Raw genomic sequence first — 25,298 nt, forward strand, 5'->3', positions numbered from 1 at the left:
GTCGCCGCACTTCCTATTTTTAATGGATATAAGTTACCTAAACCATCATGATTCCTAAATCGGCAAGGCTATGGCTGATAATCGAAGCTGTAATGGATTTCAATTTGAATCGAAGATAAGCCCAGATGATCCCGGCAATAAATACAGGAAAGACCGCAATGACATTGAATGGAAAGTTGAAAATGAAAATGAGTGAAAGCAGATGATACAAACTATAGAAAAATGATGTAATCACCATCGTTTGACGAGCGCTCACCTTTTCTAGGAGGCGATTGTACATAAACTCTCTCCAATAGTATTCTTCTAACAATGGATTGATGGCTATAAGAAAAATCATTAGCCAAATGACTAAGTTACCGGTGAAATTCCACTCCGCCAATATAAGTTTTAACTCGGTTACATTTAAAACAGAATCTTTCAGTATTGTAATCCCGCCAAAAATAGCAAGGAAAAAAATGATTCCGCTAGTGAGACCAACCCATAGTGATTGGACGCTGAGATGCTTTTTCAGGTTTATTCTTTGACGACCACCTATCATGTAGATAATCAGTGGGACGAACAATAGCCACCCATAGAACAATAAAAAGGTGATCGGGACGTTATTGAAGATGATTAAACCAATATAAATCATGATTGTGGGACCTACCAACAAGGGTATTCGTGTTTTCATAGTTCCTCCGACTATTCCGTATTTCCGTAACAAGGGCTTGCTCAATATCTCTATTTAAGCAGATAATAATGAATGTTACACCACCTTACTTAAATAATGTAAGGAAAATGAAACCTTTACTGGTTAACACAGGTCATCTTTACAAAGGGGGAATTATAAAGGAGGAGAAATGATGGTCGGTTTACTGAATATCGGCAGCCTTGTGCTCGGCCTTGTTGCCTGGATACTGCCGGTTGTAAGTCTCATCCGGGTTACTAAACATTGGGCCGCTCTTTCCATTATGAGTTTGAGTGCTTGTGCGATTTCGCTGTTTTTCCAGATTTATTACACCTATCATCTTGTACAAATTGAGGATTGGGCTGCATTGATGGATACGATGGGGGCAGTTGTGGTCGCGGGAACGGTACTACTTATCGTTACTCTTTTGTTAAATGCAATTACGCTGATTGCCTATCGCGGGAAGAAAGCGAAGTAGGATTAGCCTTGCGGGATTAGGCACCCGAACAAATGTAAGGGTGCCTCGATCGATTAGTCCTGCTCACCATGCAACAGGCTCTTCAATTCATCTTTATTCAAATGGTACGTAATTTTTGCGATTTTTCCCTCGTGGACAATCGCTATTCCTGATAGCTCGATCTCCTCCATCTCTTTATCTTTCTCATAATCCAACGTAACTGTAAAGTTGTAGTTCGTTGGCGTCACTTCGTTCTGCTCCACTTCGATGTTTTTCACCGTTAACTGATAGCCGTGTCTGTCAGCTGTAATGTGAAACAAGGAAGCCTGCGCCGTCATGATAAATTCTTCATATCCCCTTTCCGTGAAATACGGGCCATATTTTTCTTCTAGATATTCGTTATATTTATTAATGAACCCCTCTTCTTCCTCAGATCCATACGGTTCTTCCAGTAGACGGATTACTTCCTCGTCCGGTGCATTCAAATTAAGTTCCAAGACGGTTTTAATAACTTTTATGTTCTCATCCACTGGCTCGGGCTTTGAGCACCCTGCCATAAGCACGCAACATAGAATAAAAAATACGGAAATGCATGATGTCCATCGACGCATCCTTCCACCCCTTTCAAACAACACTTGTAATTTTTATACGCATCACGTGGAAGAATAGTTTCATTTTTGACGGAATATTGAGATGATGAATGTGAAGAGTTGGGAGGAGTTTGCATGCGTCTTGAGAGACCTTCCTTGAAGTGGGAAAAAGAACATATTGCGTATATGAGGGAGTGGGACGATGGCCGTTTGAAGCCTAGCAGCTTCTTTTTGAACGAGGGCGTGCCTTACGAAGTTTATTTGGAAGAATTGGCGGTAAAGGAAGCGGGGCAGGGCGAAAGGGTGCCTAATTCAAATTACTTCCTAGTCGATGACGATGACCGGATCATCGGGATGGTCAACATCCGGCATAGCTTGAATGACTATCTGCGCCAAGTCGATGGCCACATCGGCGCTAGCATACGCCCATCGGAACGGCGGAAGGGGCATGCGACCTATTTGCTGTCCGAGGCGTTGAACATCACGGATCGGCTTGGCATCCGTTTTGTGTTGGTCACTTGCAATGAAGATAATATAGGTTCAGCCGCCGTCATCTTAAACAATGGCGGCGTCGAGGACGAGAGCTTTACGGAACCGCATGGCAATGTCATTCGGAGGTTTTGGATTGAACGAGGATAATAGAAATTTTGGAGTTGAAAAAAGGAGGTGTGAAATGTGGACTTATTACTCTCGATTACGATTGGTTTCATAGTAGTCGGATTTATTGTTCTTGCATCTATGAAAAAAGGTATGGAAAGCAAGCTTGCTTTTATAACAGCAAATACGGAAGACGAGGAAAGCTCAACAAAAGCTAAATCCATAATTTGGTGGATAGTGAGTGCCACTGCTTGGGGAATAGTGAGTATGATTCTTATTGTTTGGTCGTTTCATGACCACTTTGGATAATCGTTGATTTCAAACAAAAGAGCATTAGGGGGAAGTTCATGAGGTTTTTACATTTGTTGTTAATTTTATTACTGACCTTATTAGCAGGATGTTCCTCTGCTTCACTTTTGGATGCAATTAATAAGGAGGGAAGAATCAATGTTGAAATCTTGTTTCAAGATGATATAGATAAAGTTGTTATTTTCTTGAATGAGGATGATGCGGGTCAACCAATGTTAAGCCTAAATACTTTTACTAAGGAAGATTCAAGGTATAGATACAATTCAGGTACAGGGGAACACGCTCAAATCGTTGATCTAACAAATCAATATGAAATTATTAAAATAACCCCCGTCGGACACAGTTCGATTATAGCTTTATGGGGAGGAGTGTTTAACTATCCCAATGCAACAACAGTTAGCTATGTATTGAAAGATGATGAGGATAATGAAATATACAGCTCAGAAGTTAAAATAACGGACAATATTGTATACGAGAAATTACCGGATGGTATTTATGAAAAAGCGGAAAGTTTTCACTATAAGACTCTAGATGGAAACCATAATGAATAGTTGAATGGTGACACTTCTCTATCGGGGAGGAATAACTGGGAGGATCCAACGATGAAGAAATATGGATTATTCTATACTTCTACAATCTTTATATTAACTGCGCTAAATATGTTTGCAATAATAATCATTTTACTCCCGTTGCTAGCTCAATGGATACAAGATATTTCTCCACTATTATACGTTAATATTTACCTAAGCCATTTACATTTATTTTCGATTTCCTTTAGTGTCTTACTTTCTATACCACTTACTTATGTACACTATAAAAAAAGTTTCACAGTAAAAATACAATTAATTACCGTATGTATTCAATTAATTTTATTGATCTGTTTAATTTTGGTTGTTTATTACAACTTCAATTATTTAAATGAACTTATGTCTCGTCCTACTTATGAATAATACTTTTCCTAATTGCGGCAGATTTGAATGTCTAATTTCATAAGGGGTGGCACTATTTGAGGAGAATTTTATTTCTTCTGTGTATTTTATTGACACTTACGGTTGGTTGTAACAAAGCTAAGGAAAATGAGGTAACAGTTTGGACAGAAGCACAGGGGATAGCAAACAGTATTGCTGAAGATGACAAAAATGCAGATATATTTATGTTTAATGACCGTGTATATGAGATATTTTCTTCAGATAGTAATGTTCATGATAGCAGTGAAGAGAAGGTTGGTGAAATACAAAAAGTATATTCGCCAGGCGACACGTTTCAAAATGGAATGGCAACTAAATTACCAATAGGTGCTATGGTTTATACTACATCGATTGGAAATAGTTTTCTTCTTGTGAATGTAGATGGTAAATGGGTCGAATATAAGTCTTTACCACAAGGTTAAACCATTTGTGTGAGGGGATTATTGAGATGGATATTTTTATACCGATTGGCTTAGGGTTTGTTATAAATTTAATAGTTTTTATTATTTCCAAGAGCCTCAAACAAACTAGTGATAGGTCATTACTAATATGCTTGTTTGCCTTTTTAGCAGTCCTTGTAACGTCCTTTATTATTGGTTCTTGGTTGGGAATGGGGATAGGCGTAATAAGTTTAGGTATGCTAATTTTTGTGATTTTGATTGGGCTTGTTATTGCAATTATTCCTCGTAAAAAAGTAATATAAGGTCTTCAACTAACGGTTAGCATAATAGAGGTTGAGAAGCTTGGACATGAGGTGGATTCAATGGAGAATGTTAAATGGATAAATGGAAGCCATCAAGAGGATAGCCGTATTTTTGATTCGGAGTTTGAAGTGAAAGAATGGACAGAAGCATTATATCCAGATTTTGTTGCCTATTTAAGTAATAAAAATAATGTAGGATATGCAACACCTGATGAAAAGGTAATTAACTATTTAGCGTCTCTTTTTCCTCAATGGGCTGCTTATAACAGTATGCAAATCGATGTCTGTACAGACAAAACAGAAATAAATGGTCAAATTATCTATAAAATTTGGACAGTGAAATTATAATAATTTTTCACTGAGGGTGCTTGAAGATCGTTGAGCTGTTTGGACCGTTCATTTTCTTGTTCAACTTAAGAAGCAAGATACTTTATGAAAGAAAACATAAAAATTGTTTTAAAAGAACAAAGGGAGGTTAGAAATGAGAAGAATAATTGGCTTATCTTTATTTTTGGTTCTAGGAGTACTACTTGCAGCTTGTTCTGAAAAAGAAGGAGAATTACCAAAGGTTGTGAACCAAGAAGCGATTGAAGAAGAAGGTGAATTAACAAGAGTCGATGTCCAAGAAGTGAATGAGAAATGGAATTCTGAGGACGTTGTGACAATCACTGACCCAGAAAAATTAGACATGATTAAAAAGTCTTTAGGAAATGTAAAGTGGGAGCCAAATGTAGAAGCGGAAATGGCAAGGGAAGAAGATGTAGTTTTTACGTTATTTTATTCTTTTGATAAGAATATGCCTGAGAGACTTTATGAATATCGAATTTGGTTCGAGAATAATGAAACAGCTACAATTATCAGTAATAAGGAAAGTGAAGGATATGGCAGGTTAGATAGGGAAAGTACTCAAAACCTTAAAAATGCCTTGGCAAACTAATGGGCGGTTTAGTGGTATGGTGTGTTTAAATAGTATGTAAAACGTGGAGTTGACGTCAGTGAAAAAGCAATGGAATCATAAGGGGATTGTCGAGAAGTTTGAAATGTGCCGGAATGTCGAGAATGCAGGTCCGATGAAAGCGTATATGAAACATCATTTTCCGTTTCTTGGCATTAAAAGTCCGCTGCGGAAAGAGCTGTTGCGAGAGCAATTCCAGGAATATGTGTTACCTGAAGCTGGCGAAGTTTTTGAAGAGGTTTGGAAGCTATATGAATTACCTGAGCGGGAATATCAATATGCCGCAATCGCTTTGCTAGAAAAGATGAAGAAACATTTCACGACTGATGATTATCCAAGACTATTGAAATTCATCGAAACGAAATCGTGGTGGGATAGTGTCGATTCGATTGCTCCGCATCTTGTCGGGCATGTCGTCAAATTGGACCGCGATTATGGGAAAGCAGTGATGCTTGAATGGTCCAAATCGGATAATATGTGGACAAACCGCTCAGCCATTTTGCACCAATTAAAGTTCAAAAAAGAAACGGATACGGAGCTGCTCTTTGAAATCATCTTGCAGCATGTGGAATCAAATGAGTTCTTCATTCAAAAAGCGATCGGGTGGGTATTGAGGGAGTACGCGAAAACAGATCCGGTTATTGTGAAGCGGTTTGTTGAAGAACATACGCTGAAGCCGTTAAGCAGGAGAGAGGCGTTGAAGCATATAGGTGAAGGATAATAAAGGAACGCATGCATAAATGGCATGCGTTTTTTATTTTGTGAAAAGGTATGTTCATGTTCCGTTAATGTTGGCGTTTTATTATAACGATATAACAAATAACGGAGGCGATTTTGATGAACATAGCATGGAAAGAAATGAAGAAGAATAAAGCGAAGTTTTTAATTCTCGGATCAATCATTTTCCTTGTCAGCTTTTTGACGTTCATTATTTCAGGCTTGGCAAATGGGTTGTCGCAAGATAATGCGGCACTTATCAAGGATATGCCGGCCGGTCAATTTTATTTGAATGACGATGCGAAGCAGACGTACAACTTGTCGAAAATAGATACCGATCTGCAAGAACAGATTATGGAAGAGAACCCGGGGGCAGTTGCATTTTCGGTCCAAATGGGATTTGTGAATGATGCGGAGGACAAGCAGCATAGTGTTGCTTTTGTCACGTCGACAGAGTCCGATGCCTTTGAATCGGTGCAGGAAGGCGAAATCATCTTGGACAGCTCCCTCAAAGACGAGGGCATTGCAGTCGGCGATGTGTTGACAAACAATCAGTTCAGCGGAGAATTCGTCGTCAAGGGATTTGTCGACAAAAAGAAATATAGCCACGCGCCAGTAGCCTATATCAACATAAAAAATTATCAGGAAATGTATCGTGTTATGGAGATGCAAGCCATTTTCATTCCCGGGAAAGACGCTCCCTTGTTCAGTGGATTGGAGTCGTTCTCGAATAAATCATTCCTGAACGCCATTCCGAGCTACAGTGCGGAACAAATGTCGCTCAACATGATCATCTGGTTCCTCGTCGTCATTAGCGGCATGCTGTTTGCGATTTTCTTCTATATGATGAACGTCCAGAAAATCGGTTTGTACGGCATCTTGAAAGCGATTGGCATGAAGACGATCGCATTGTTCAAAATGATTTGGATGCAAATGATTGCCATTACAATTGTGGCGCTTGCGCTCAGCGTTGGGCTAAGCCAATTGTTCAATGTATTGGCACCAGCGGGCATGCCGTTCCACTTGACGCTTGACACGGTATCGATGTTATCGGCAGTATTCCTCGTCGTCGGTTTTATCGGTGCAACGATTTCAGGCTTCCAAATTAAAAAAATCGAACCGCTTCAAGCGATTCAACAAGGAGAGATGTAAGATGGCCAATTTTCTCATAGAAGATGTCACAAAGTCGTTTACGAACGGTGAAGTAGAGGAGCAGATTTTAAAAGGTGTCAATCTTTCCTTGAAGGAAGGAGAGATTACGGCGCTTGTCGGTCCGTCCGGCTCCGGCAAGTCGACGATTTTGACGATAGCAGCGGGACTGCAACGGGCATCGGATGGGGAAATCCTATTTGAAGGGAAGGACATGACGAAGATGTCCCAAGAGGAAATCCGTCAAGTGCGGGCGACGGAATTCGGTTTCGTCTTTCAATCCTCTCATTTAGTTCCATTTTTAACAGTGGAAGAGCAACTATTGGTGATGCTCGATGTTTCTGAATCAAAGCTTAGCAAACGGGAACAGGTGCAAGAAGTCGGGAAAATATTAAAGTTGATTGAAATGGATCATCGGAAAGATGCCTACCCGGCTTCCTTGTCCGGCGGAGAACGGCAACGGGTCGCCATTGCACGTGCCATTATCCATCAGCCGAAGATCCTGTTCGCCGATGAGCCGACGGCAAGTCTTGATACGAAACGTTCAAAAGATGTGATGGAGTTGCTTCGCGAACTGACAAAAACATTGAACCTGACAACATTGATGGTCACGCATGACGAAGAGATGCTCCCCTATGCCGACCGGATCATTACAATGAGGGATGGCTATATTGTTGCGTAATGTTGTCTAGTGGGTTCCGATTCCCTTTTAGCTTAATAAGGAAAAATCAGCGGAGGTTGAGTCGAACCTCCGCTGATTGGTGTCTTCTTTTATTCCAATAATCCTGCGTCCCGTAAAAATGCGCGTGCGACGTCTTCCGGTTTTTCTCCTTCTGCATTCACCCTGTAGTTCATGTCCCGCATCTCGTCGTCAGTCACTTTGCCGGCAAGCCGATTGAGGATATCCTCGAGTTCGGGATATGTTTCCAGGGTTTCTTTCCGAAGGAGAGGGGCCCCTTGGTAGGGCGGGAACAGCTCCTTGTCGTCCTGGAGAACGTTGAGTTCATATTGCTGCAGTTCACTGTCCGTCGAATAAGCATCCATGAGATTAATATCCCCTGATTGGATTGCCTGGTAGCGGAGTTTCGGTTCCATCGTTTTGACGGAAGGGAAGTCGATTCCGTACAAGCTGCGGATGCCCCGGTAGCCGTCTTCACGGTCATTGAATTCGAGCGTGAATCCAGCTTTTACGGCAGTTTGGACTGCGATGAGATCGGAAATTGTTTTGACCCCGTATTGTTCCTCGAACGCTTTGGATACCGCGATTGCGTATGTATTGTTATACTCCATCGGCGGCAGGAGGACGAGATTGAATTGTTCGGCAAGCCCTTCACGCGCCTGCTCATATACTTCGTTCCGGTCATTGCTGACGGCCGTTTCTTTCAAGAACTCCGACAGCGCCGTCCCTGTGAATTCGGGATAGATGTCGATGCTCCCTGATTGTAAGGCGTTAAAGACGAACGATGTTTTGCCAAGTCCCGGCTTCAGTTCGACGGACAGGTCCGTCTCTTCTTCGATGAGGAGCTTGTACATGTTAATTAATATTTCAGGTTCCGCCCCTAATTTGGCGCCGATGACAAGCTGTTTTTCATGGCTTGCAGGGAAGAGGGGCAGGACGATAATCAAAACAGTCGCGACCACAAAGGCGGTTAGTGCAATGGAAGCTTGTCGGAACGAAAGCCCCTCGAATTTTCTCAGCAGCAAGTCGAATGACAAGGCGAGAAGGGCGGCAGGGATTGCGCCGAGCACGATTAGGGAAGGGCTGTTCCGGTCGATGCCGAGCAGGATGAGATCGCCGAGACCGCCGGCGCCGATCAGTGCAGCAAGTGTGGCGGTTCCTACAATCAACACCATCGATGTCCGGATGCCTGCCATGATGACGGGCATGGCAAGGGGCAGTTCGACTTTAGTCAGTCGCTTCCGTCGGTTCATGCCCATCGCGGTCGCCGCTTCGATCAAGGAAGGGTCGATTCCCTTAATGCCTGTATAGGTGTTGCGCAAAATCGGCAGCAATGCGTACGCAACGAGTGCGATGATGGCAGGGGCCTTGCCGATGCCGAATAACGGAATCAGTAGTCCGAGCAAAGCGAGCGACGGAATGGTCTGCAGTACGGCGCTTGTCCCTATGACTGTTTCTGCGATCCGCTGCCGGGACGTCAAATAGACGCCGACCGGAATCGATATGAGGATGGCGAAGAATAGCGCGATGAGCGAGATTTGGATGTGCTCCATCAACGCCCAAGCCAATTCGCCTTTCCTGTCTTGAAAAACGTTTAAGAAGTCACCCATGTGCTACTTTTCCTCCTTCTTGACCGCTTGCCAAATAGGCGATGACCGTCTGTCTTGAAATGGTGCCGATCGGCGTGCCTTTTTGCTGGATGAGGGCCCGGTCTGATTGGGATAGCACTTGGAGCACTTCATCCCATCCGGCATCGACGGACAACACGGGCAATTGGTCCGTCTCTGTCTTCATCGGTTCGATATGTTCGGACAGGACGAACGGTTTCGGGCTGCCGCTCTGGATGAATTTGCGGACGAATGGTGTGGCTGGCTTTACCGTTATTTCATCCGGGGTGCCAAGCTGTTCGATTTTGCCGTCCTTCATGATGCAAATACGGTCTCCGAGTTTCATTGCCTCCTGAATGTCGTGTGTGACGAAGACGATCGTTTTTTGAATGGAACGTTGCAGCTGCAGAAGGTCCTCCTGCAACTTTGCCCTGCTGATTGGATCAAGTGCGCTGAATGGTTCATCCATTAAAATGATATCGGGATCTGCAGCGAGGGCCCGGACGACGCCGACGCGCTGCTGCTGGCCGCCGGATAGTTCATGAGGCTTCCGGTGCCGGTATGTATTGGGATCAAGTCCTACCATTTCAAGAAGTTCCGTCACACGATGATGGATTTGGCTTTTATTCCAATTCTTCAGCTCAGGCACGATTGCAATGTTTTCCTCGATCGTCATATGGGGGAACAATGCAATCTGCTGCAATACGTAACCGATCCGCCACCGCAATTCATGGATCGGATATTCGCTGACCTTCTTGCCGTCGATCCAAATCGTCCCGTCCGTCAGCGGAATGAGGCGATTGATCATTTTCAATGTTGTTGTCTTGCCGCATCCGCTCGGCCCGATCAGCACAAGAAATTCCCCTTTGGCAATCTCCATATTGATTGAATCAACAACAAGCGTTTGATTGTCATACGATTTTGTTACACGGTCAAAACATATCATCGAATCCACTCCTTCATTTCACCATCGTGACACAAAAAAGCTTTTAATGAAAATAATTAGCAATCGATATAGGAAGTTTATTATTGCATCTTGCAATCTATTCAGAATTTTGATAATCTGAAATAAACCAAGTAAATCAATAGGATATATTTGATTGCGCGGATGCGAGGAAAAGGAGTGGTGGATATGTCGACGACAGAAAAGAAGATGAATGTGGAAAGCTTCAATTTGGACCACACGAAAGTGAAAGCACCGTTTGTGCGTCTAGCTGGGGTGAAGGAAGGGATCAATGGGGACGTCATCCGCAAGTATGACATCCGTTTTTGCCAGCCGAATAAGGAGCATCTTGAAATGCCCGCGATTCATTCATTGGAGCATATGATGGCGGAGTTCAGCAGGAACCATTCTGACAGAATCGTAGATATCAGTCCGATGGGATGCCAGACGGGTTATTATTTGGCGCTCATCAATCACGACGATTATGAAGACGTTCTCGATCTATTGGAAAAGACATTGAATGATGTCTTAACTGCGGACGAAGTGCCGGCATGCAATGAAGTCCAATGCGGGTGGGCTGCGAGCCATAGCCTGGAAGGTGCCAAGGAAGCGGCGAAAAAGATGTTGGAAAAGCGTTCTGAGTGGACGACCGTATTTGAATAAAGCATCTATAAACGGGGATGGATTTTTCTCTCGGATATAACCAAAAAAACCATAGCATTCCTTCGATAAAAGGCGTACGATGTACATGATGCCAGGCAGAATAAATCTGCTCAGGTGATATTCATCGTACGCCATATTGGTGATATACATAACGAGAGGAAAAGGGACAAATGACTTTATTATCCGGAAGAATCGAGAAAGATTTTTTAGGGGAAAAAGAAGTACCCAATCATGCATACTACGGAATTCAAACGATACGGGCGACTGAAAACTTTCCAATCACGAAGGAGCGCATGCACCCGGAATTGATCCGCGCAATCGGGATTGTGAAGAAAGCGGCAGCCATTTCGAATGTGCTCGTCAATGACTTGCCCGAGGAAGTGGGTCTTGCCATCGTTGGAGCTGCAGACGAGGTAATCGAAGGAAGGTTGACAGACCAGTTCATCGTCGATCCGATCCAAGGGGGAGCGGGCACTTCATTCAACATGAATGCAAACGAAGTGATCGCGAATCGTGCGCTTGAAATGATGGGGCGTGAAAAAGGTGATTACGGCTTCATTAGCCCGAACAACCACGTCAATATGTCCCAGTCGACGAATGACGCATTCCCGACAGCGATTAAAATTGCGACGCAACAGATGGTCAATCAATTGCTCGAAACGATGGAGCTGTTTGTGGACGAGCTGAAGGCGAAGGAAAAGGAATTTGACGGCGTCATCAAGATGGGCAGAACGCATTTGCAGGATGCCGTTCCCATCCGATTGGGCCAGGAATTCAGCGCGTACCGCAGTGTCATCGAGCGCGATATTGAGCGGATCGGCAGGACAAGGGTCCATCTTTCCGAAATCAATATGGGGGCAACGGCAATCGGCACCGGGCTGAATGCGAATGCGCAATATATTGAAACCGCAGTGGAGCATCTCAGGACGATCAGCGGCTTGCCATTGAAGTCTGCTGGCAACCTGATTGATTCGACACAGAATACGGATGTATACACGGAGCTCTCTTCAGCTTTGAAAATATGCATGATCAATCTCTCGAAAATGGCAAATGATTTGCGGCTCATGGCGTCAGGTCCGAAAGCCGGCTTGAATGAAATCAATCTTCCGGCAAGGCAGCCGGGATCCTCCATTATGCCGGGGAAAGTGAATCCCGTCATGGCGGAAGTGATGAATCAGATCGCATTCCAAGTGATCGGAAACGACCATACGATCAGCCTCGCTTCCGAAGCTGGCCAATTTGAATTGAACGTCATGGAGCCTGTCCTTGTCTATAATTTATTGCAATCCTTGACGGTCATGAACAACGGCATCGAAGTGTTCCGCAAGTATTGCATCAGCGGCATCACTGCGAATGTTGCGCAAATGCAGGACTATGTGGATAGAAGCATCGGTACGATCACGGCACTCACGCCATTTATCGGTTATGAAATGTCATCGAAGATTGCCCGCGAATCGTTCGAAACAGGCGTCCCGCTCAAAGAACTTTGTCTGCGTTACAACGTACTCACGCTCGATGAACTGAACCGCTTGCTCGACCCGTATCAAATGACGGAAATGAAACGGGAAGGCGTCACGCATTATTGATCCATCACAATAAAAATCACTCGGAAAACGGTAAAATCCGTTTCCGAGTGATTTTTGCTTTCATTCAAACAATCAATTTAATGCTAGGTCTGGATATTTTGAGAGTTGTGTTATAATTGAGATAATAAACTGGCGGGGAGAGGTATTGTGAGCGGGATAGATAAAAGAAACCGATTAGGCGAGGAACCATTTACTTATCAAATAACGAAAAATGGGACAGTAATCATTAGCTATGGAGGCAGGCAAATTAAAATTGTAAAAGGTATGGAAGCAGACCGTCTCGTCGCAAGGATTAGAGATGTGGAAGATATTCCAACTGAAGTACAGTTATTGTTAGCGAAAATCACGGGCAACTTTAAACGAGGTAATGAGATGCTTGGGAAAAAGGGATTGGATTAACTCGTGTTCGAACACCAAACTGGCATTTAGTAAAAGCCCTCAGAAAACCGAGGGCTTTTTCATATTCGTTCAAACAATCAATATTGGCTTAGCCTTCAATTCCACGGAATCCAGTTTCCGCTTTGAAACGGACTTCCGCATAGGCGACTTCGTCGGCTTCTTGGCGTTTCGCCCCGACGTACGTGCCGATGATCGCGGCAATGAATCCGGCTGGGATGGAAATGATCGCCGGATTGACGAACGGGAAGAGCGGTTCGCCGACGAAGAATGCAGCACCTTCAACCGGATTGATAATGTTCGGGCTGACCGCAACGAGGACGAGGGCAGTGATGAGCCCTGTCAGCATTGAAGCGACCGCGCCTGTCGTATTGAATTTGCGCCAATAGATCGTGAACAGGATTGTCGGAACGTTTGCCGATGCCGCGATACAGAATGCGAGCGACACAAGGAACGCGACATTCAGCTTTTCCGAACCTAATGCAAGCAAAATAGAAACGACAGATACTCCGATTGCTGCAAGACGGGCTGCTCTGACTTGCTGCTTTTCCGTCACTTTGCCTTTCTTGATGATTTCTGCGTAAATATCATGTGCGATAGCAGATGCACCGGAAAGCACAAGCCCTGCAACGACTGCGAGAATCGTTGCGAATGCAACAGCCGCGACGAATGATTCAAGCGGATCGCCGCCGAGAACACCCGCTAGCATCGGAGCGGCCATATTGCCCGCCGCGTTTTCCGCAACGATTGCGTCACGACCGACGAATTTGGCAGCGCCGAATCCAAGGAAAATCGTCATGACATAGAAAATCCCGATGATCCACACTGCGTACACGACGGAAGAACGCGCTGTTTTTGCGTCTTTCACCGTGAAGAAACGCATGAGGATGTGCGGTAGACCCGCGGTTCCAAGAACGAGTGCAAGGAGCACCGAAATGAGTCCTATCGGATCTTTATAGACGACGCCGGAATGTAGGAATGACTCCCCGTGTGGCGTCGCTGTCCGCATGATATCGAACATGCCGACAAAATTGAAATTGAATTTCATGAGTACGAGGAATGAAATGACAATTGTCCCGACCATAAGCAGTATCGCCTTTATGATCTGCACCCAGCTCGTAGCAGTCATTCCGCCGAATAATACATAGATCAACATCATGAAACCGACGATAAGGACGGAAATCCAATAGGGGATTCCGAAGAGCAACTTAATAAGCGCGCCTGCGCCGACAAGCTGTGCGAGCATATAGAAAAGGACGATTGTAATCGTGTTAAGCGCAGCAGCTCCACGGACTTTCTTCGCTCCGAAACGTGAACCGATCATATCGGCCATCGTGTACTTGCCGAGATTCCGAAGCGGTTCCGCGATTAAAAATAGGACGACGAGATATGCGGTCAACCAACCGACGCTGTAATAGAAACCGTCAAAGCCGTTCAATGAAATGGCCCCGGCAATTCCTAGGAAAGAGGCGGCGGACAAATAGTCTCCTGCAATGGCCATCCCGTTCTGCCAGCCGGTCAGCGATCCGCCGGCTGTGTAAAACTCGCTCGCCGTCCGTGTTTGCTTAGCTGCCCAATAGGTAATGTAAAGCGTCAAAGCGATAACTGCAAAAAAGATTGAATAGGACCATAAACTCATAATTCATTCCCCCCTTATTTTCTGACGTGTTTTTCGAGCAATTGCTCGACGTCTTTATCGAAATCTCTAGCCTTTTTCACATAAATCTGTGTAAGCACCCAAACCATGACGAACATCCCGAAAGCATAGACCCACGTCCATGTCATATATCCAATCGCCCGCGCTTCAAGGATTGACGTATAACCCGTCAAAATTGGAAGCATCAAGTAGATTGCAAAAAAAGCGATGACATAAGGCCTGAAAAAGTGTTTCTTCTTTTTGACCAATTGCTTGAACTCCTCTGTTTCGATGAGCCGTTCATAATCGAGCAGACCATCTGTCTTTTGCGTGAACCCCCGCTCGACAGGCAAGTCTGCCTTCTTCATCTTCACTGTCATTCCTTCATCCCCTTTGCCTCAAAATTGTACGCCACGCTGTAGTTTACGAGAGTCGATCCCCACATCGCCCCTGACCATTTTAGAAGACTGCCAGCATGTCATATTGTACAACGTAACAAAATAACAGAAAATAATCAATAATATATTAACAAAACTATTAGAAAACTTTTGTGACAGGTAGAAAGTAGGAATGAAGGCCATTTTCAGAATCTTTCCGGTGCCTGTGCAACGAACTATTCAGATAATACACTACAATTGAATAATGTTTTTCTTGGATATTGGTGTATCAATGGGAGAGAGGAGATTCGTGAATTTTTATGAATTTAGTTGAATTGTCATAAATGTGTCTTGCACAGGCACCGAAAAAAAGGCACCGAAAAAGTCAAAAAAAAACCATCCTTAAGTGGGTCACTCGAAAGGATGGTTTTTGTTTATTCTGCTGTGCCATTTCGTTCAAAACCCAAATACCGTGTCCCTTGGAATGTGAGGATGCCGAGGTCGCCTTCGGCTAGCATGCCGTATTCGTTCCCGTACATTTGCAGCTCCATACGGTCGCCGCTTTCCACTTGGAATGTGACGTAATAAGTCGTGCGTGCGGAAGAGTCGCCGCCGCCGCCCCTTGTATTCGTTCGCTTCGTTTTTACCTGCGCAGGAACAGTCAAGCGCGGAGAATTGTTATTCGCAGACCATTGGCCGAAGCCTTTTATAATAATAAAAATGAATCCGCCTATGACGAGCGCAAAAATGAGGAACCCCAAAATCGGCATAACACCAAACATAAAATCATCAAACGGAGAAAAACCCATTTCGCCACCACCTAATTTATCGATTGCTAGTTTACTATACGGAAAAAAGTATGAATAGTTTCAAGCTGGCGATAATTTTCATGGCCGATTCACATGTTGATCAACAAGAATAACATTGCCATCGGGATCTTCAAGCGTGAAACTTGCAACGCCTTCACTTGCTTCATCCGCTTCGGTGAGCAGTTGAATCCCTTTTTCCTTCAGCTCCTTTTGAAGGTCTCGGATATCCGTAAATGAATCGAGGTTTTCCGCATTTTGATTCCAGCCGGGATTAAACGTAAGAATGTTTTTGTCGAACATTCCTTGGAAAAGTCCGATGATGCAGTTTTCATTTTTCATGATAAGCCAGTTTTGTTCAAGATTCCCCCCGAATGTTTGGAATCCAAGGTTTTCATAAAATGCTTTCGATGCGTGAATATCTTTGACGGTCAGACTTACAGAGAATGCTCCAAGTTTCATATTTTCTTCCCCTTTGCCAGTTTGTAAAATTCGGACGCTTTGAACTAACTATATCACATAGAAATTCCGTTTTTGGACAATCTAACAAGAAAATATCGGATGAGGGGATGTTTATGCAAATCGAATGGTCGTCCGATTGGAAAGAGGGCTTTGCCGAACGGTTGGAAAACCGCCAGGCCTGGGATAATTGGACGTTATACAAAATGTGCTATGACGTGGAAAAATCGAAATTGATTACAGACTTCCAAGGTCTTCAATCGCCGAAATATTTACCCGGGCTAAAGCCTTTTCCCCATCAATTGGAGGCGGCGGAAACGGTCATCGAGCGGATGAACGGGAAAGCAATTCTTGCGGACGAGGTCGGTCTCGGGAAAACGATTCAAGCCGGTTTGATCCTCAAGGAGTACTTAATTCGCGGCCTTGTGAAAAAGGCGCTCATCCTCGTCCCCGCTTCACTTGTCAATCAATGGATTGAGGAGTTGAATCAAAAATTTCATATACCGGTGATCCAATATAAAAAAGCCTATGATTTGAACTTCTGCAACATCGTCATCGCGAGCATCGATATGGCGAAACGGAGTCCGCATAAGGAAACGATTTATGGCCAGGATTTTGATTTAATCATTATCGATGAGGCGCATAAGCTGAAGAACCCGAAAACAAAAAACTACGAGTTCGTGCAAAACTTGAAGAAGAAGTTCTGTCTGCTGTTAACGGCAACGCCGATTCAAAACGATGTGTTCGAGCTGTTCAATTTAATTTCCTTATTAAAACCTGGGCATCTCGGAAATTTCGAGACGTTCCAGTCAGTGTTCTCTGCAAGTAAACATAATGTGGAACATGACGAGTTTCTAAAGGAATTGATCAACCAAGTGATGGTGCGGAATTCAAGGCATGATACCGGCATCGAATGGACGAACCGCCGTGTGCAGATCATTCCACTTGAGTTCAGCGAAGAGGAAAAAGAAGTGTACGATATGATTTCAGAGCTGAAAAATGTATCTTCCGTCTTTTCAGGTGCCTTCTCGATGATCACATTGCAAAAGGAAATGTGCAGCAGTAAAGAGGCGGCTTTCCTGACGTTGAATGAAATGCGGAAAAAATGCACGCTGCAGGAGGAGAATGCCTACATCGATGAGTTGATCGGGAAATTATCCATGCTTGAAATCAACACGAAAGCGGAAAAGGCGTATGAAATCATTACGCAAGCGAATGACGAGAAGGTCATTATCTTTACGGAATATCGTGCGAGCCAGACGTATTTACAAAACTTCTTATATGAAAAAGGAATTGTCAGCGTCCCGTTTAACGGGCAATTCAGCAAAAGCAAGCGCGATTGGATGAAGCAATTATTCAAGGAGAAGGCGCAAGTGTTGATTGCCACGGAATCCGGGAGTGAAGGGATCAACCTTCAATTTTGCCATCATGTCATCAATTACGATTTGCCGTGGAACCCAATGAAATTGGAGCAGCGGATCGGCCGTGTCCACCGGTTGGGGCAAGAGCATGATGTTAATATATACAATTTGGCAATCAAACATACAATTGAAGACCATATATTGGAGTTGTTGAATTTGAAAATCGGCGTCTTTGAAAAAGTCGTCGGTGAGTTGGATGATATTTTATCGGAATACAAATTGTCGATTTAGATGCGAGGAGGATGCGCATGTACCCACAGCAGATCCATCAGTATGTACGGCAGTTTTTCATTGAAAACAATTGTGATGTTTTGCGGGAAAATGAGCACTTCATTCATGTTCAATTAACGATTGAGATGGATAAGAAAATAATGAATCGTCCATTCTACTGGAAGTATTTGGACAGCACGGGAGACGAGCCGAATCCGGCACAATTGACATTGATCACCGATAAAAGCAGGCTCACTGAAAGCATTGCCGGGGAAGTCGTGCATTACGGTTCGCCCCGGCTTAACCAATTGTTCCGGGTGACGAGGGAGCTCGGTTCATTTGTCCAGATGTACGAAAAGGCAGGGGGCGGGACTGGCGGGCAAACGATACTGACACCTTGGGTAGGAGTGAATTATAAAATCACCTATTCCAGTGACCGGACAAGAGAGATCCTGTATTCGTTAGGCATTAATCTGATAAATGGCATGATCATCAAAGACTTTCAGGAATCAATTAACGGGTTGGATCTGGAAAGTGCAATATCGCCGAACACTTTCCATTTGCCGTATATCATTAAACCGCTGCGTGCATTGGAGCGATTGGATACGGTAATCGAGAACCTTATCACACAAGATGATCATACATGGGCGGAAGAGGCAAAAGTCAGGCAGCAGCGGGACATTCGCGTGTTGGATTATTTTTACGAGGGAATCGAAAATAAGCCCGAAACATACGAGAGCGAGAAAAAAGCGATTGAGGCGCAGTATGAAACCAAAATAAGAATTGAAGTAATCAATGGCGGGTTGTTTTATTTAACGTCGATTTGACGTTTGAAGAAATGCCGTTTATGGTGTCTGTTATGGACGTCATAAACGGCATTTGTTGTTTAGAAATAAAGGTTTTTACGGCATTTTGTCGAATAAATGTATAAGGCGGGCATAGTTTAAACAATAGGAGGCATACATAATGGATCGAGAAGAATCACGACGTCTGGCATTCAAGGTACCAGACCTCCGGAAAAAGGAATTGCGGTCAAAACTGACAGCTTCAGAACAGCAGGAACTGGATAAAGGGAGAGCCGTCATGGCTGAGACATACCCGAATCGCACATCCGAGCAATATGCGGATAAGGTCAGATTAATGGCCATCAGAAACTTCACAATCATTGACACTACACGCAAGGCATCGCTTTTTCAAAAACTGTTCAAAGAGGAAAATCCAAAAGAGTATAGATTGCGGTTCCTGAATGAGGAAGAGGATGTGGCGGAGTATACATTTCCTTTCTCAGTAGGCCTTGAGCTTCGTCAATTCATGGAGGATGTCGGACTTGGTCTTGAATGGCCGAAAATGTTGCCGGTTGATGACGGCATGTCCTATACGGATCCATTGGAAGAGGATGACAAGGAATGGTTTGAAGCTTTCCCGGATCCTGCTTGGTGCGCCGCAAAACTGGACGAGGCGAAAAACCTTGAGGAGAAGGCCGCTGCCCAAAGCGAAGGGATGGCGCAGGCGATCCTGTGGATCCAGACGCATTGGGAGAATGGGTATAAAATCTACGCGGACATTGACCCATGGGAAGAGGACGATCTATGAGACATGAATGGAATGAGTGGTAGAAAGGGCGAGCGCATTCATGAAGAAGAAAATTTTTGGTGTGCATGATGATAATACACTGCGACAATTTAAAAATTGTTTGCGGACGGGGCAGGTGGCAGGCGGCGTTCTGTGCGCCGATGGGCATTACGGATATAGTCAGCCGGTCGGGGGCGTGGTAGTGTATGATGGCCAGATTTCGCCTTCGGGAGTCGGGTATGACATCGCTTGCGGCAATAAGGCAGTCCGGACGAATTTGAAGTGGACGGAGATCGAGAAGGATCTTCCGCGTCTTATGGATGAAATTGCGTCATCCATTTCGTTTGGCGTCGGAATGAAGAATAAGCAGCGGGTGGATCATGAGGTGTTCGATGATTCGGATTGGGCGGTGTACGTGGAGATCGGCAAGCAGGAGCATGACCGTTTGAAGAAATTGGCGAAGGACCAATTGGGGACAGTAGGTGCCGGGAATCATTTCGTCGATTTGTTAGTAGAGAAAGAGACGGATGCTGTTTGGGTCGCCAATCACTTTGGCAGCAGAGGGTTCGGCCATAAGACGGCGAGCGGCTTTTTGAACTTGGCAAACGGACGGGAGTTTGATGATCGCGCGCCGGGTGAAAGCATGGAGCAGGCGCCGACGTTGATCGATTTGGACAGTGAATTGGGCGATCTTTATTACCGTGCGATGACATTGAGTGGGAAATACGCATATGCCGGCAGAAATTACGTGATGGACGAAGTGCTTTCGATCTTAGGCGCGGATTCTGAATTTGAGGTGCACAATCATCATAACTATGCTTGGAAAGAAACCCACTTCGGCAAGGAGTACTTTGTCGTCCGAAAGGGAGCGACCCCTTCGGCTCCGGGGCAAATGGGCTTTATTGGCGGTAGCATGGGGGACATATCCGTCATCGTTCGCGGCAAGGATAATGAAGCGAACGCCGATGCCTTTTACAGCACGGTCCACGGCGCGGGAAGGATCATGAGCCGGACCGAGGCGGCTGGCCGGATGAACTGGAAGACGCGTACGCGGAGGGGCGGAAAAATCACTCAGGAGCGGATGGATCAAGCCATTAAAAAATATGGCGTGGAACTGCGCGGCGGAGGAACGGATGAAAGTCCATTCGTCTACCGCAAATTACGGGACGTACTCGACGCACACAAAGACACGATCGACGTCCTCCACGTCTTAAAACCGGTAGGCGTCTGCATGGCCGGCGCCAACGAGTTTGACCCATATAAAGATTGATGAAAAAACCGAATTTTTTAGGTGCCTGTGCATGAAACAATTCTGATTATGCGCTACAATTGTATATTTAGAAACGAAGAAGTCAGCCATTATTAACTTTCAATGGCTGACTTCTGTTTATTTATCCATTTCGTTGAATTGTCATAAATGTGTGCTGCACAGGCACCCAAACAATTCCGTCATTTTGATAGATCTAATGCTGACTCCGATATATAGAAATCTTTGTCGTTATAGACGGTTACTCCGTCGAGCGTTTTTGTGTATGACTGGTTTTTCTTCGTGACATGGGCCACGTTTTTATTCACAGGGAGTTCGATCCTGATATTATTCTTTTCTGCAATAAATACAGGGTTGTGCTCATCTGTGACGTCAATTCGTGTCTGATAGCCTTTGTCCTCAAATGCCTCTCTTGCGTTAACGAAAAGCTTGTCCGTTATTTCATTCAGGTCAAATCCAAGGAAAGACGCCATTGTCTTCGCGATGTCGGTGTTATCGATCAATCCAGACGGTTTGGATGGTCCGTAGGCGTAAAGGAAGACATCCTCCCCGGTGTGTCCGCCAGTTGTAAAACCGATATTAGCACGGTTTGCGAGCATTTTCGTCATATCCGCTTTCAACGATTTCGATTCTTTCAGAGCTTTGATTTCCGCTTCTGTCAGATTGTCCAATCCGTATAATTCCGCTACTTCTTTCATATTGGAGAGATCGTCTTTCAATTGCTTCAATGCTCCTTCGATCGTCATCGAAGCTTTCTTCAATGGATCGATGTACGCGGAAACCGGAGTTGCAGGGTAGCTGGAATTTGTGTTGAGATTCCCCATCGTAATCCCGCTGTTGCCATGGTCACTTACTGCAATGACCATCGTATTTCCGTCCTTTTTCGCAAATTCCAAAGCTTCATGAACCGCGTCGTCGAATGCTAATACTTCACTGATGATGCCGACCGGGTCATTTGAGTGTGCTGCCCAATCCACTTTACTTCCTTCAACGAATAGGAAGAAGCCGTCTTCATCTGTGGAAAGCGTGCCGATTGCTTTTTTCGTCATTTCAGCGAGTGTTGGTTCATGATTGCCCGTTGCTTTACGGTCAAAATCATATGCAAGATCTGAAGAAGCAAATGATCCCCAGATTTTGTTTGAATTTGAATTCAACAGCTCATCACGTGTTTCGACAAAGTCGTATTCTTTCTCACCGAGCACCTTTGTCAAATCTTCACCGTCAACACGCGAGTTTTTCGTAGTCCCTGGCAATAAAGATTCTTTTCCTCCCCCAAGCACAACATCAATTTCCTGATACACTTGTTGCTCAGCGATGTCTTGGTAGTTGCTGCGGTGTGTTGCGTGGGAGGAGAAGCCTGCAGGCGTTGCATGTTGAATTTCGGATGTGGCAATGATGCCTGTTGCCTTGCCTTGCAGCTTTGCACCTTCCAATACATTCGCAACCGGTTTAAAGGCATCCTCTGGATCGACCGCTTCTACACCGGGTGTATTTACAAGTGCAGGAAGAAGGCCAACAATTTTATCATTGCTCTTATTCCCCGTAGCTAGTGCCGTTGCGGCTGGCGCAGAATCGGTGATCGCTGATTCTGCGGAATGCGTCCGTACTCCACCGACTACGATTTCATCCAGTGCAAGGTTCTCACCTTTATACCATCTTGCAAGCGTTGTTGCACCAGCACTCGTTCCATCCATCACCATCATAATGACGTTGGTTGGTTCATTCTTCTTGTTCTTCGCTTCAGTCATACTATTGTAGCCGAGACCTAGTGTGGACAAAGCTACAACGGCCGCCATTGAGATGACAGCTGTCTTCCTTCTAAATACGTTCTTCATGTTGAATCCTCCTCAGTGGAAGTAGTGAACTCACCAATTATCATATAGATGCATTATTAATTTGATATGAATTTCAGGTAAAGGATTTGTTAAATATATTAAAAATGTGAATTCTTACTCATTTACTTTAATTCTTCTGAGAGAGAGGACTTATCGGTTGTGTGGAGAATATTACTAATGAGCTATTTATATACCTATAGACAAAAAAGAGAGGGCTTATCCCAGAAAGACCCTCGGAATTGCCCTCTCAAGCATTCTAATTATGTGATTGATCATGATACGCTTATCGAATCTGCGTTAATTCTGAGTTTAGTACACGTTGTGCAGGAATGATCCTATCTGCAGCTGTTAGTCCCCAAACAGAGAACAAGCCACCGTTTTGATTCGGAAGGATTTCCACTTCATACTCAAATGGTGTCCCTCCTAAGTTCCGAGTAATAAAATCAGAAGCATTAGCATTTACGCTAAAGTTCGTGGATGAAATTAGTTGTCTTGTCCCATTAAGTCTGAAGACTCGAACAACACCAGTGAGTCGTCCACCCGTAAGATTGAGGATTTTGACTCGAACTCTAGACGCATTTGCCGGTTGGTTCCCGGTATTTTCAATCGGTCCAGTAGTGAAAGGCATTTACAACACCTCCCTCCATTAGAGAATGGCATAATCTGCAGATTATAGAGTCATTGTATTCGGACCTCGGACAAGTGAATAAACGAATGTATCGTAATAGTTGAAAATACCAAATGTGTTTCTGAAATGGATTGTGCATTTGTAACGAATGGATAAAATTTAAAAGCTAGATGAAAGGATGTTGAAAATGAACGTATATAAAGATCATGCAGTGAACTTTCTTCAACTGATTGTTGCAGGGGAGATTGACGAGGCATATGCAAAATACACAAGCCCAGAGCTGCGCCACCATAACCCGTATTTTCCTGGAGACGGGGAGTCATTGAAGAATGCGATGAAAGAGAATGACGGCAAGAGTCCGAACAAGACGCTCGAAGTGAAGCAGACGATTGAAGAGGGGGAGAGGGTGATGGTTTATTCCCATATCAAACAGAACCACGAGGATCTTGGAGCTGCAGTTGTCCATATATTCCGCTTCCATGAGGGGAAGATCGTTGAAATGTGGGATGTCGGCCAGCCTGTACCGGAAGAATCGCCGAATGAAAATGGGATGTTTTAAGCAAGGTGTGACATGGAGATAGAGAGAAATGGTTTAATCCAAAAACTAACAGATCTATTGATCGATGATCTAGTTGAAATCGCTCCAGCCTCGGACGGTTATCATAATCAAGTGTTCATCATTACACGCAGTACTGATCGGATTGTCGCGCGGCTCAGTTCTCGAAGCGACAGGACACTTGAGGATATTGAGACAGAGCTCGATTGGATTGCCGCTTTGGATGGGGCTGGTGTCCGAGTGGCGAAGCCGATGAGCATTCAGGGATACGAGCAGATAATCGAATTGGAAACCGAAGAAAGCACCTATTGGCTCGTTTTTTTCCAACATACCGAAGGACGGCCAGTTGATGTTTCGGATGTGAATGAATGGAATGAGGAACTTTTCCATGAATGGGGCAGCCAAATCGCCTGTATGCATAGTGCAGACACAAACCGGATCGCTCGTCCCGTATATTTGGAAGTTGGCGCTGCCAAGCCAATGCCTGATTGGTTGAAAAGTAGACATGAGCAGCTCTTCAATCAAATGGTGAAATGGGAAAGACGTCCGGACACGTTCGGGCTTGTCCACAATGATCTCCACCAAGGCAATTTTCATTTGAATGAAAATGGGCTGGTTTTCTTTGATTTTGATGATTGCACCTATCATTTTTACGCGCAGGATTTGGCGGTCTCCCTCTACCATGCTTTATGGACGGGGACAGCATTCAACCCTGACTCGGAAAGCTTTCCGGTTGATTTTCTGACTGCCTTTCTAAAAGGATATGCGAAAATCAGGCGCTTGACTTTAGATATGTATGACCAGCTTCTCATTTGCCTGCAAATGCGTGAAGTGTATTTGTATGCGCTATTTGTCTCTGAGTGGAATGAGGATGAAATGATGGATTGGCAGTTTGATAAACTGCAGGAGTTGGAGATGAACATCAAATCGAATACGATCCCGTATTACGAAGAACTTGAACAGGTGAAGGATCTTTTTGAATAAAAAACCCTCCGAAGGAATCCTTCAAAGGGCTTACAATAGTAGATATCCAATCTTCTGATAATTAAACATTTAATTTCTCGAAAACTCGAGAAGGTGCCTGTGCGACACACAGTTCAGATAATGCACTACAATTGCATATTAAAAAAGTGGAAGTCAATCAAATCAATAGTTGGTTGGCTTCTTTTTGCATTAATATACTTTTGGTTGAATTGTCATAAATGTTTGTCGCACAGGCACCAACGCAATTCTGAATAGAAAGTTTTTTATTTCCAGTTAAATAAATGACTTGACTTCTAAGATGAGCATGATAAGATTCATAGCAATTACTTTTACGTAGAAGTATTTCAATTGCATAGATCCTGAGAGATGGTGCAGTAATTCGATTGTGTGCAGCAACAAGAGACTGAATGGGTGGTGTGAATTCAGGCAGCAATCAGGGTGAAGTACGCCATCGGTATTTCTCAATTTGACATGAAGTGGATGGCCGATTTAGCGGTTCATCAAGTAGGGTGGTAACGCGGAGAACTCCTTCGTCCCTTTCCAAGGGATGGATGGGGTTTT

General features: G+C 44.3%; 30 protein-coding genes. 20 read left to right on the forward strand and 10 right to left on the reverse strand.

Going from position 1 to position 25,298, the window contains the following annotated elements:
• Positions 1–37 precede the first annotated feature (37 nt).
• A complete protein-coding gene (locus ACFPTP_RS06130) occupies positions 38–670 on the reverse strand; it encodes a CPBP family intramembrane glutamic endopeptidase (RefSeq protein ID WP_381442993.1) in 633 nt (210 codons plus the stop codon).
• A gap of 172 nt (positions 671–842) precedes the next feature.
• On the opposite strand from ACFPTP_RS06130, the gene ACFPTP_RS06135 reads away from it, so the two are divergent.
• A complete protein-coding gene (locus ACFPTP_RS06135; protein WP_381442994.1) occupies positions 843–1,145 on the forward strand; it encodes a hypothetical protein in 303 nt (100 codons plus the stop codon).
• 53 nt (positions 1,146–1,198) lie between these two features.
• On the opposite strand, the gene ACFPTP_RS06140 is transcribed toward ACFPTP_RS06135, so the two are convergent.
• The gene (locus ACFPTP_RS06140) at positions 1,199–1,735 is read right to left on the reverse strand and encodes a hypothetical protein (protein ID WP_381442995.1); all 537 of its coding nucleotides are present in this window, start codon (positions 1,733–1,735) and stop codon (positions 1,199–1,201) included.
• 114 nt (positions 1,736–1,849) lie between these two features.
• Between ACFPTP_RS06140 and ACFPTP_RS06145 the strand changes: the two genes are divergently transcribed.
• The 10 genes from ACFPTP_RS06145 to ACFPTP_RS06190 all read left to right on the forward strand — a co-directional run bounded on the left by ACFPTP_RS06145 (position 1,850) and on the right by ACFPTP_RS06190 (position 7,794).
• Positions 1,850–2,353: a GNAT family N-acetyltransferase gene (locus tag ACFPTP_RS06145; RefSeq protein WP_381442996.1), complete on the forward strand. Its 504-nt coding sequence runs from the start codon at positions 1,850–1,852 to the stop codon at positions 2,351–2,353.
• A 36-nt stretch (positions 2,354–2,389) separates the two neighbouring features.
• Entirely contained in the window at positions 2,390–2,620 is a 231-nt protein-coding gene (locus ACFPTP_RS06150) for a hypothetical protein (RefSeq protein ID WP_381442998.1), read from the forward strand.
• A gap of 38 nt (positions 2,621–2,658) precedes the next feature.
• Positions 2,659–3,171, forward strand: a complete 513-nt coding sequence (locus ACFPTP_RS06155; RefSeq protein ID WP_381442999.1) for a hypothetical protein — start codon at positions 2,659–2,661, stop codon at positions 3,169–3,171.
• Positions 3,172–3,626: 455 nt separating this feature from the next.
• On the forward strand, positions 3,627–4,010 hold the full coding sequence (locus ACFPTP_RS06160; protein WP_381443000.1) for a hypothetical protein: 384 nt from the start codon (positions 3,627–3,629) through the stop codon (positions 4,008–4,010).
• 26 nt (positions 4,011–4,036) lie between these two features.
• The gene (locus ACFPTP_RS06165) at positions 4,037–4,291 is read left to right on the forward strand and encodes a hypothetical protein (protein ID WP_381443002.1); all 255 of its coding nucleotides are present in this window, start codon (positions 4,037–4,039) and stop codon (positions 4,289–4,291) included.
• A gap of 60 nt (positions 4,292–4,351) precedes the next feature.
• Positions 4,352–4,639, forward strand: coding sequence for a hypothetical protein (locus ACFPTP_RS06170; protein WP_381443003.1), 288 nt, complete (start codon positions 4,352–4,354; stop codon positions 4,637–4,639).
• Between the two features lie 133 nt (positions 4,640–4,772).
• Entirely contained in the window at positions 4,773–5,228 is a 456-nt protein-coding gene (locus ACFPTP_RS06175) for a hypothetical protein (protein WP_381443004.1), read from the forward strand.
• Between the two features lie 58 nt (positions 5,229–5,286).
• The gene (locus tag ACFPTP_RS06180) at positions 5,287–5,967 is read left to right on the forward strand and encodes a DNA alkylation repair protein (RefSeq protein ID WP_381443005.1); all 681 of its coding nucleotides are present in this window, start codon (positions 5,287–5,289) and stop codon (positions 5,965–5,967) included.
• A 116-nt stretch (positions 5,968–6,083) separates the two neighbouring features.
• Positions 6,084–7,115, forward strand: a complete 1,032-nt coding sequence (locus tag ACFPTP_RS06185; RefSeq protein ID WP_381443007.1) for an ABC transporter permease — start codon at positions 6,084–6,086, stop codon at positions 7,113–7,115.
• A gap of 1 nt (position 7,116) precedes the next feature.
• On the forward strand, positions 7,117–7,794 hold the full coding sequence (locus ACFPTP_RS06190) for an ABC transporter ATP-binding protein (RefSeq protein ID WP_381443008.1): 678 nt from the start codon (positions 7,117–7,119) through the stop codon (positions 7,792–7,794).
• An 89-nt stretch (positions 7,795–7,883) separates the two neighbouring features.
• On the opposite strand, the gene opuFB is transcribed toward ACFPTP_RS06190, so the two are convergent.
• Both opuFB and ACFPTP_RS06200 read right to left on the reverse strand, forming a co-directional pair.
• The gene (gene opuFB, locus ACFPTP_RS06195) at positions 7,884–9,401 is read right to left on the reverse strand and encodes an osmoprotectant update ABC transporter permease/substrate-binding subunit OpuFB (RefSeq protein ID WP_381443010.1); all 1,518 of its coding nucleotides are present in this window, start codon (positions 9,399–9,401) and stop codon (positions 7,884–7,886) included.
• Entirely contained in the window at positions 9,394–10,344 is a 951-nt protein-coding gene (locus ACFPTP_RS06200; RefSeq protein ID WP_381443011.1) for an ABC transporter ATP-binding protein, read from the reverse strand. Before ACFPTP_RS06200 ends, opuFB begins: the two co-directional genes overlap by 8 nt.
• A 186-nt stretch (positions 10,345–10,530) precedes the next feature.
• Here ACFPTP_RS06200 and ACFPTP_RS06205 point away from each other — a divergent pair, with 186 nt between their 5' ends.
• The 3 genes from ACFPTP_RS06205 to ACFPTP_RS06215 all read left to right on the forward strand — a co-directional run bounded on the left by ACFPTP_RS06205 (position 10,531) and on the right by ACFPTP_RS06215 (position 12,989).
• Positions 10,531–11,004, forward strand: coding sequence for an S-ribosylhomocysteine lyase (locus ACFPTP_RS06205; protein ID WP_381443012.1), 474 nt, complete (start codon positions 10,531–10,533; stop codon positions 11,002–11,004).
• 170 nt (positions 11,005–11,174) lie between these two features.
• A complete protein-coding gene (gene aspA / locus ACFPTP_RS06210; RefSeq protein WP_381443014.1) occupies positions 11,175–12,590 on the forward strand; it encodes an aspartate ammonia-lyase in 1,416 nt (471 codons plus the stop codon).
• A 147-nt stretch (positions 12,591–12,737) separates the two neighbouring features.
• Positions 12,738–12,989: a hypothetical protein gene (locus ACFPTP_RS06215; protein ID WP_381443015.1), complete on the forward strand. Its 252-nt coding sequence runs from the start codon at positions 12,738–12,740 to the stop codon at positions 12,987–12,989.
• Between the two features lie 88 nt (positions 12,990–13,077).
• Here the strand turns inward: ACFPTP_RS06215 and ACFPTP_RS06220 are convergent, their stop codons facing one another.
• The 4 genes from ACFPTP_RS06220 to ACFPTP_RS06235 form a co-directional block, all read right to left on the reverse strand.
• Complete coding sequence (locus tag ACFPTP_RS06220; RefSeq protein ID WP_381443016.1) at positions 13,078–14,625, reverse strand: solute symporter family protein; 1,548 nt, start codon at positions 14,623–14,625, stop codon at positions 13,078–13,080.
• A 14-nt stretch (positions 14,626–14,639) separates the two neighbouring features.
• On the reverse strand, positions 14,640–15,002 hold the full coding sequence (locus tag ACFPTP_RS06225) for a DUF485 domain-containing protein (RefSeq protein WP_381443018.1): 363 nt from the start codon (positions 15,000–15,002) through the stop codon (positions 14,640–14,642).
• A gap of 431 nt (positions 15,003–15,433) precedes the next feature.
• Positions 15,434–15,808, reverse strand: a complete 375-nt coding sequence (locus ACFPTP_RS06230) for a DUF2500 domain-containing protein (protein WP_381443020.1) — start codon at positions 15,806–15,808, stop codon at positions 15,434–15,436.
• 78 nt (positions 15,809–15,886) lie between these two features.
• Positions 15,887–16,267 (reverse strand): VOC family protein, encoded by a 381-nt coding sequence (locus ACFPTP_RS06235; protein ID WP_381443021.1) that lies wholly within the window; start codon positions 16,265–16,267, stop codon positions 15,887–15,889.
• A 107-nt stretch (positions 16,268–16,374) separates the two neighbouring features.
• Here ACFPTP_RS06235 and ACFPTP_RS06240 point away from each other — a divergent pair, with 107 nt between their 5' ends.
• The 4 genes from ACFPTP_RS06240 to ACFPTP_RS06255 all read left to right on the forward strand — a co-directional run bounded on the left by ACFPTP_RS06240 (position 16,375) and on the right by ACFPTP_RS06255 (position 20,737).
• The gene (locus tag ACFPTP_RS06240) at positions 16,375–17,916 is read left to right on the forward strand and encodes a DEAD/DEAH box helicase (protein WP_381443023.1); all 1,542 of its coding nucleotides are present in this window, start codon (positions 16,375–16,377) and stop codon (positions 17,914–17,916) included.
• 17 nt (positions 17,917–17,933) lie between these two features.
• The gene (locus tag ACFPTP_RS06245) at positions 17,934–18,722 is read left to right on the forward strand and encodes a YqhG family protein (protein WP_381443025.1); all 789 of its coding nucleotides are present in this window, start codon (positions 17,934–17,936) and stop codon (positions 18,720–18,722) included.
• A gap of 139 nt (positions 18,723–18,861) precedes the next feature.
• Positions 18,862–19,488: a hypothetical protein gene (locus ACFPTP_RS06250; RefSeq protein WP_381443026.1), complete on the forward strand. Its 627-nt coding sequence runs from the start codon at positions 18,862–18,864 to the stop codon at positions 19,486–19,488.
• Between the two features lie 40 nt (positions 19,489–19,528).
• A complete protein-coding gene (locus tag ACFPTP_RS06255) occupies positions 19,529–20,737 on the forward strand; it encodes an RtcB family protein (protein WP_381443027.1) in 1,209 nt (402 codons plus the stop codon).
• 179 nt (positions 20,738–20,916) lie between these two features.
• On the opposite strand, the gene ACFPTP_RS06260 is transcribed toward ACFPTP_RS06255, so the two are convergent.
• Positions 20,917–22,569: an alkaline phosphatase gene (locus ACFPTP_RS06260; RefSeq protein ID WP_381443029.1), complete on the reverse strand. Its 1,653-nt coding sequence runs from the start codon at positions 22,567–22,569 to the stop codon at positions 20,917–20,919.
• Positions 22,570–22,852: 283 nt separating this feature from the next.
• Positions 22,853–23,197: an ATPase gene (locus ACFPTP_RS06265; protein ID WP_381443031.1), complete on the reverse strand. Its 345-nt coding sequence runs from the start codon at positions 23,195–23,197 to the stop codon at positions 22,853–22,855.
• Between the two features lie 187 nt (positions 23,198–23,384).
• Here ACFPTP_RS06265 and ACFPTP_RS06270 point away from each other — a divergent pair, with 187 nt between their 5' ends.
• On the forward strand, positions 23,385–23,756 hold the full coding sequence (locus ACFPTP_RS06270; RefSeq protein WP_381443032.1) for a nuclear transport factor 2 family protein: 372 nt from the start codon (positions 23,385–23,387) through the stop codon (positions 23,754–23,756).
• Positions 23,757–23,768: 12 nt separating this feature from the next.
• A complete protein-coding gene (locus ACFPTP_RS06275; protein ID WP_381443033.1) occupies positions 23,769–24,737 on the forward strand; it encodes a phosphotransferase enzyme family protein in 969 nt (322 codons plus the stop codon).
• Positions 24,738–25,298 lie beyond the last annotated feature (561 nt).

This window comes from Sporosarcina koreensis (assembly GCF_042655825.1).
Lineage (GTDB): Bacteria > Bacillota > Bacilli > Bacillales_A > Planococcaceae > Sporosarcina > Sporosarcina koreensis.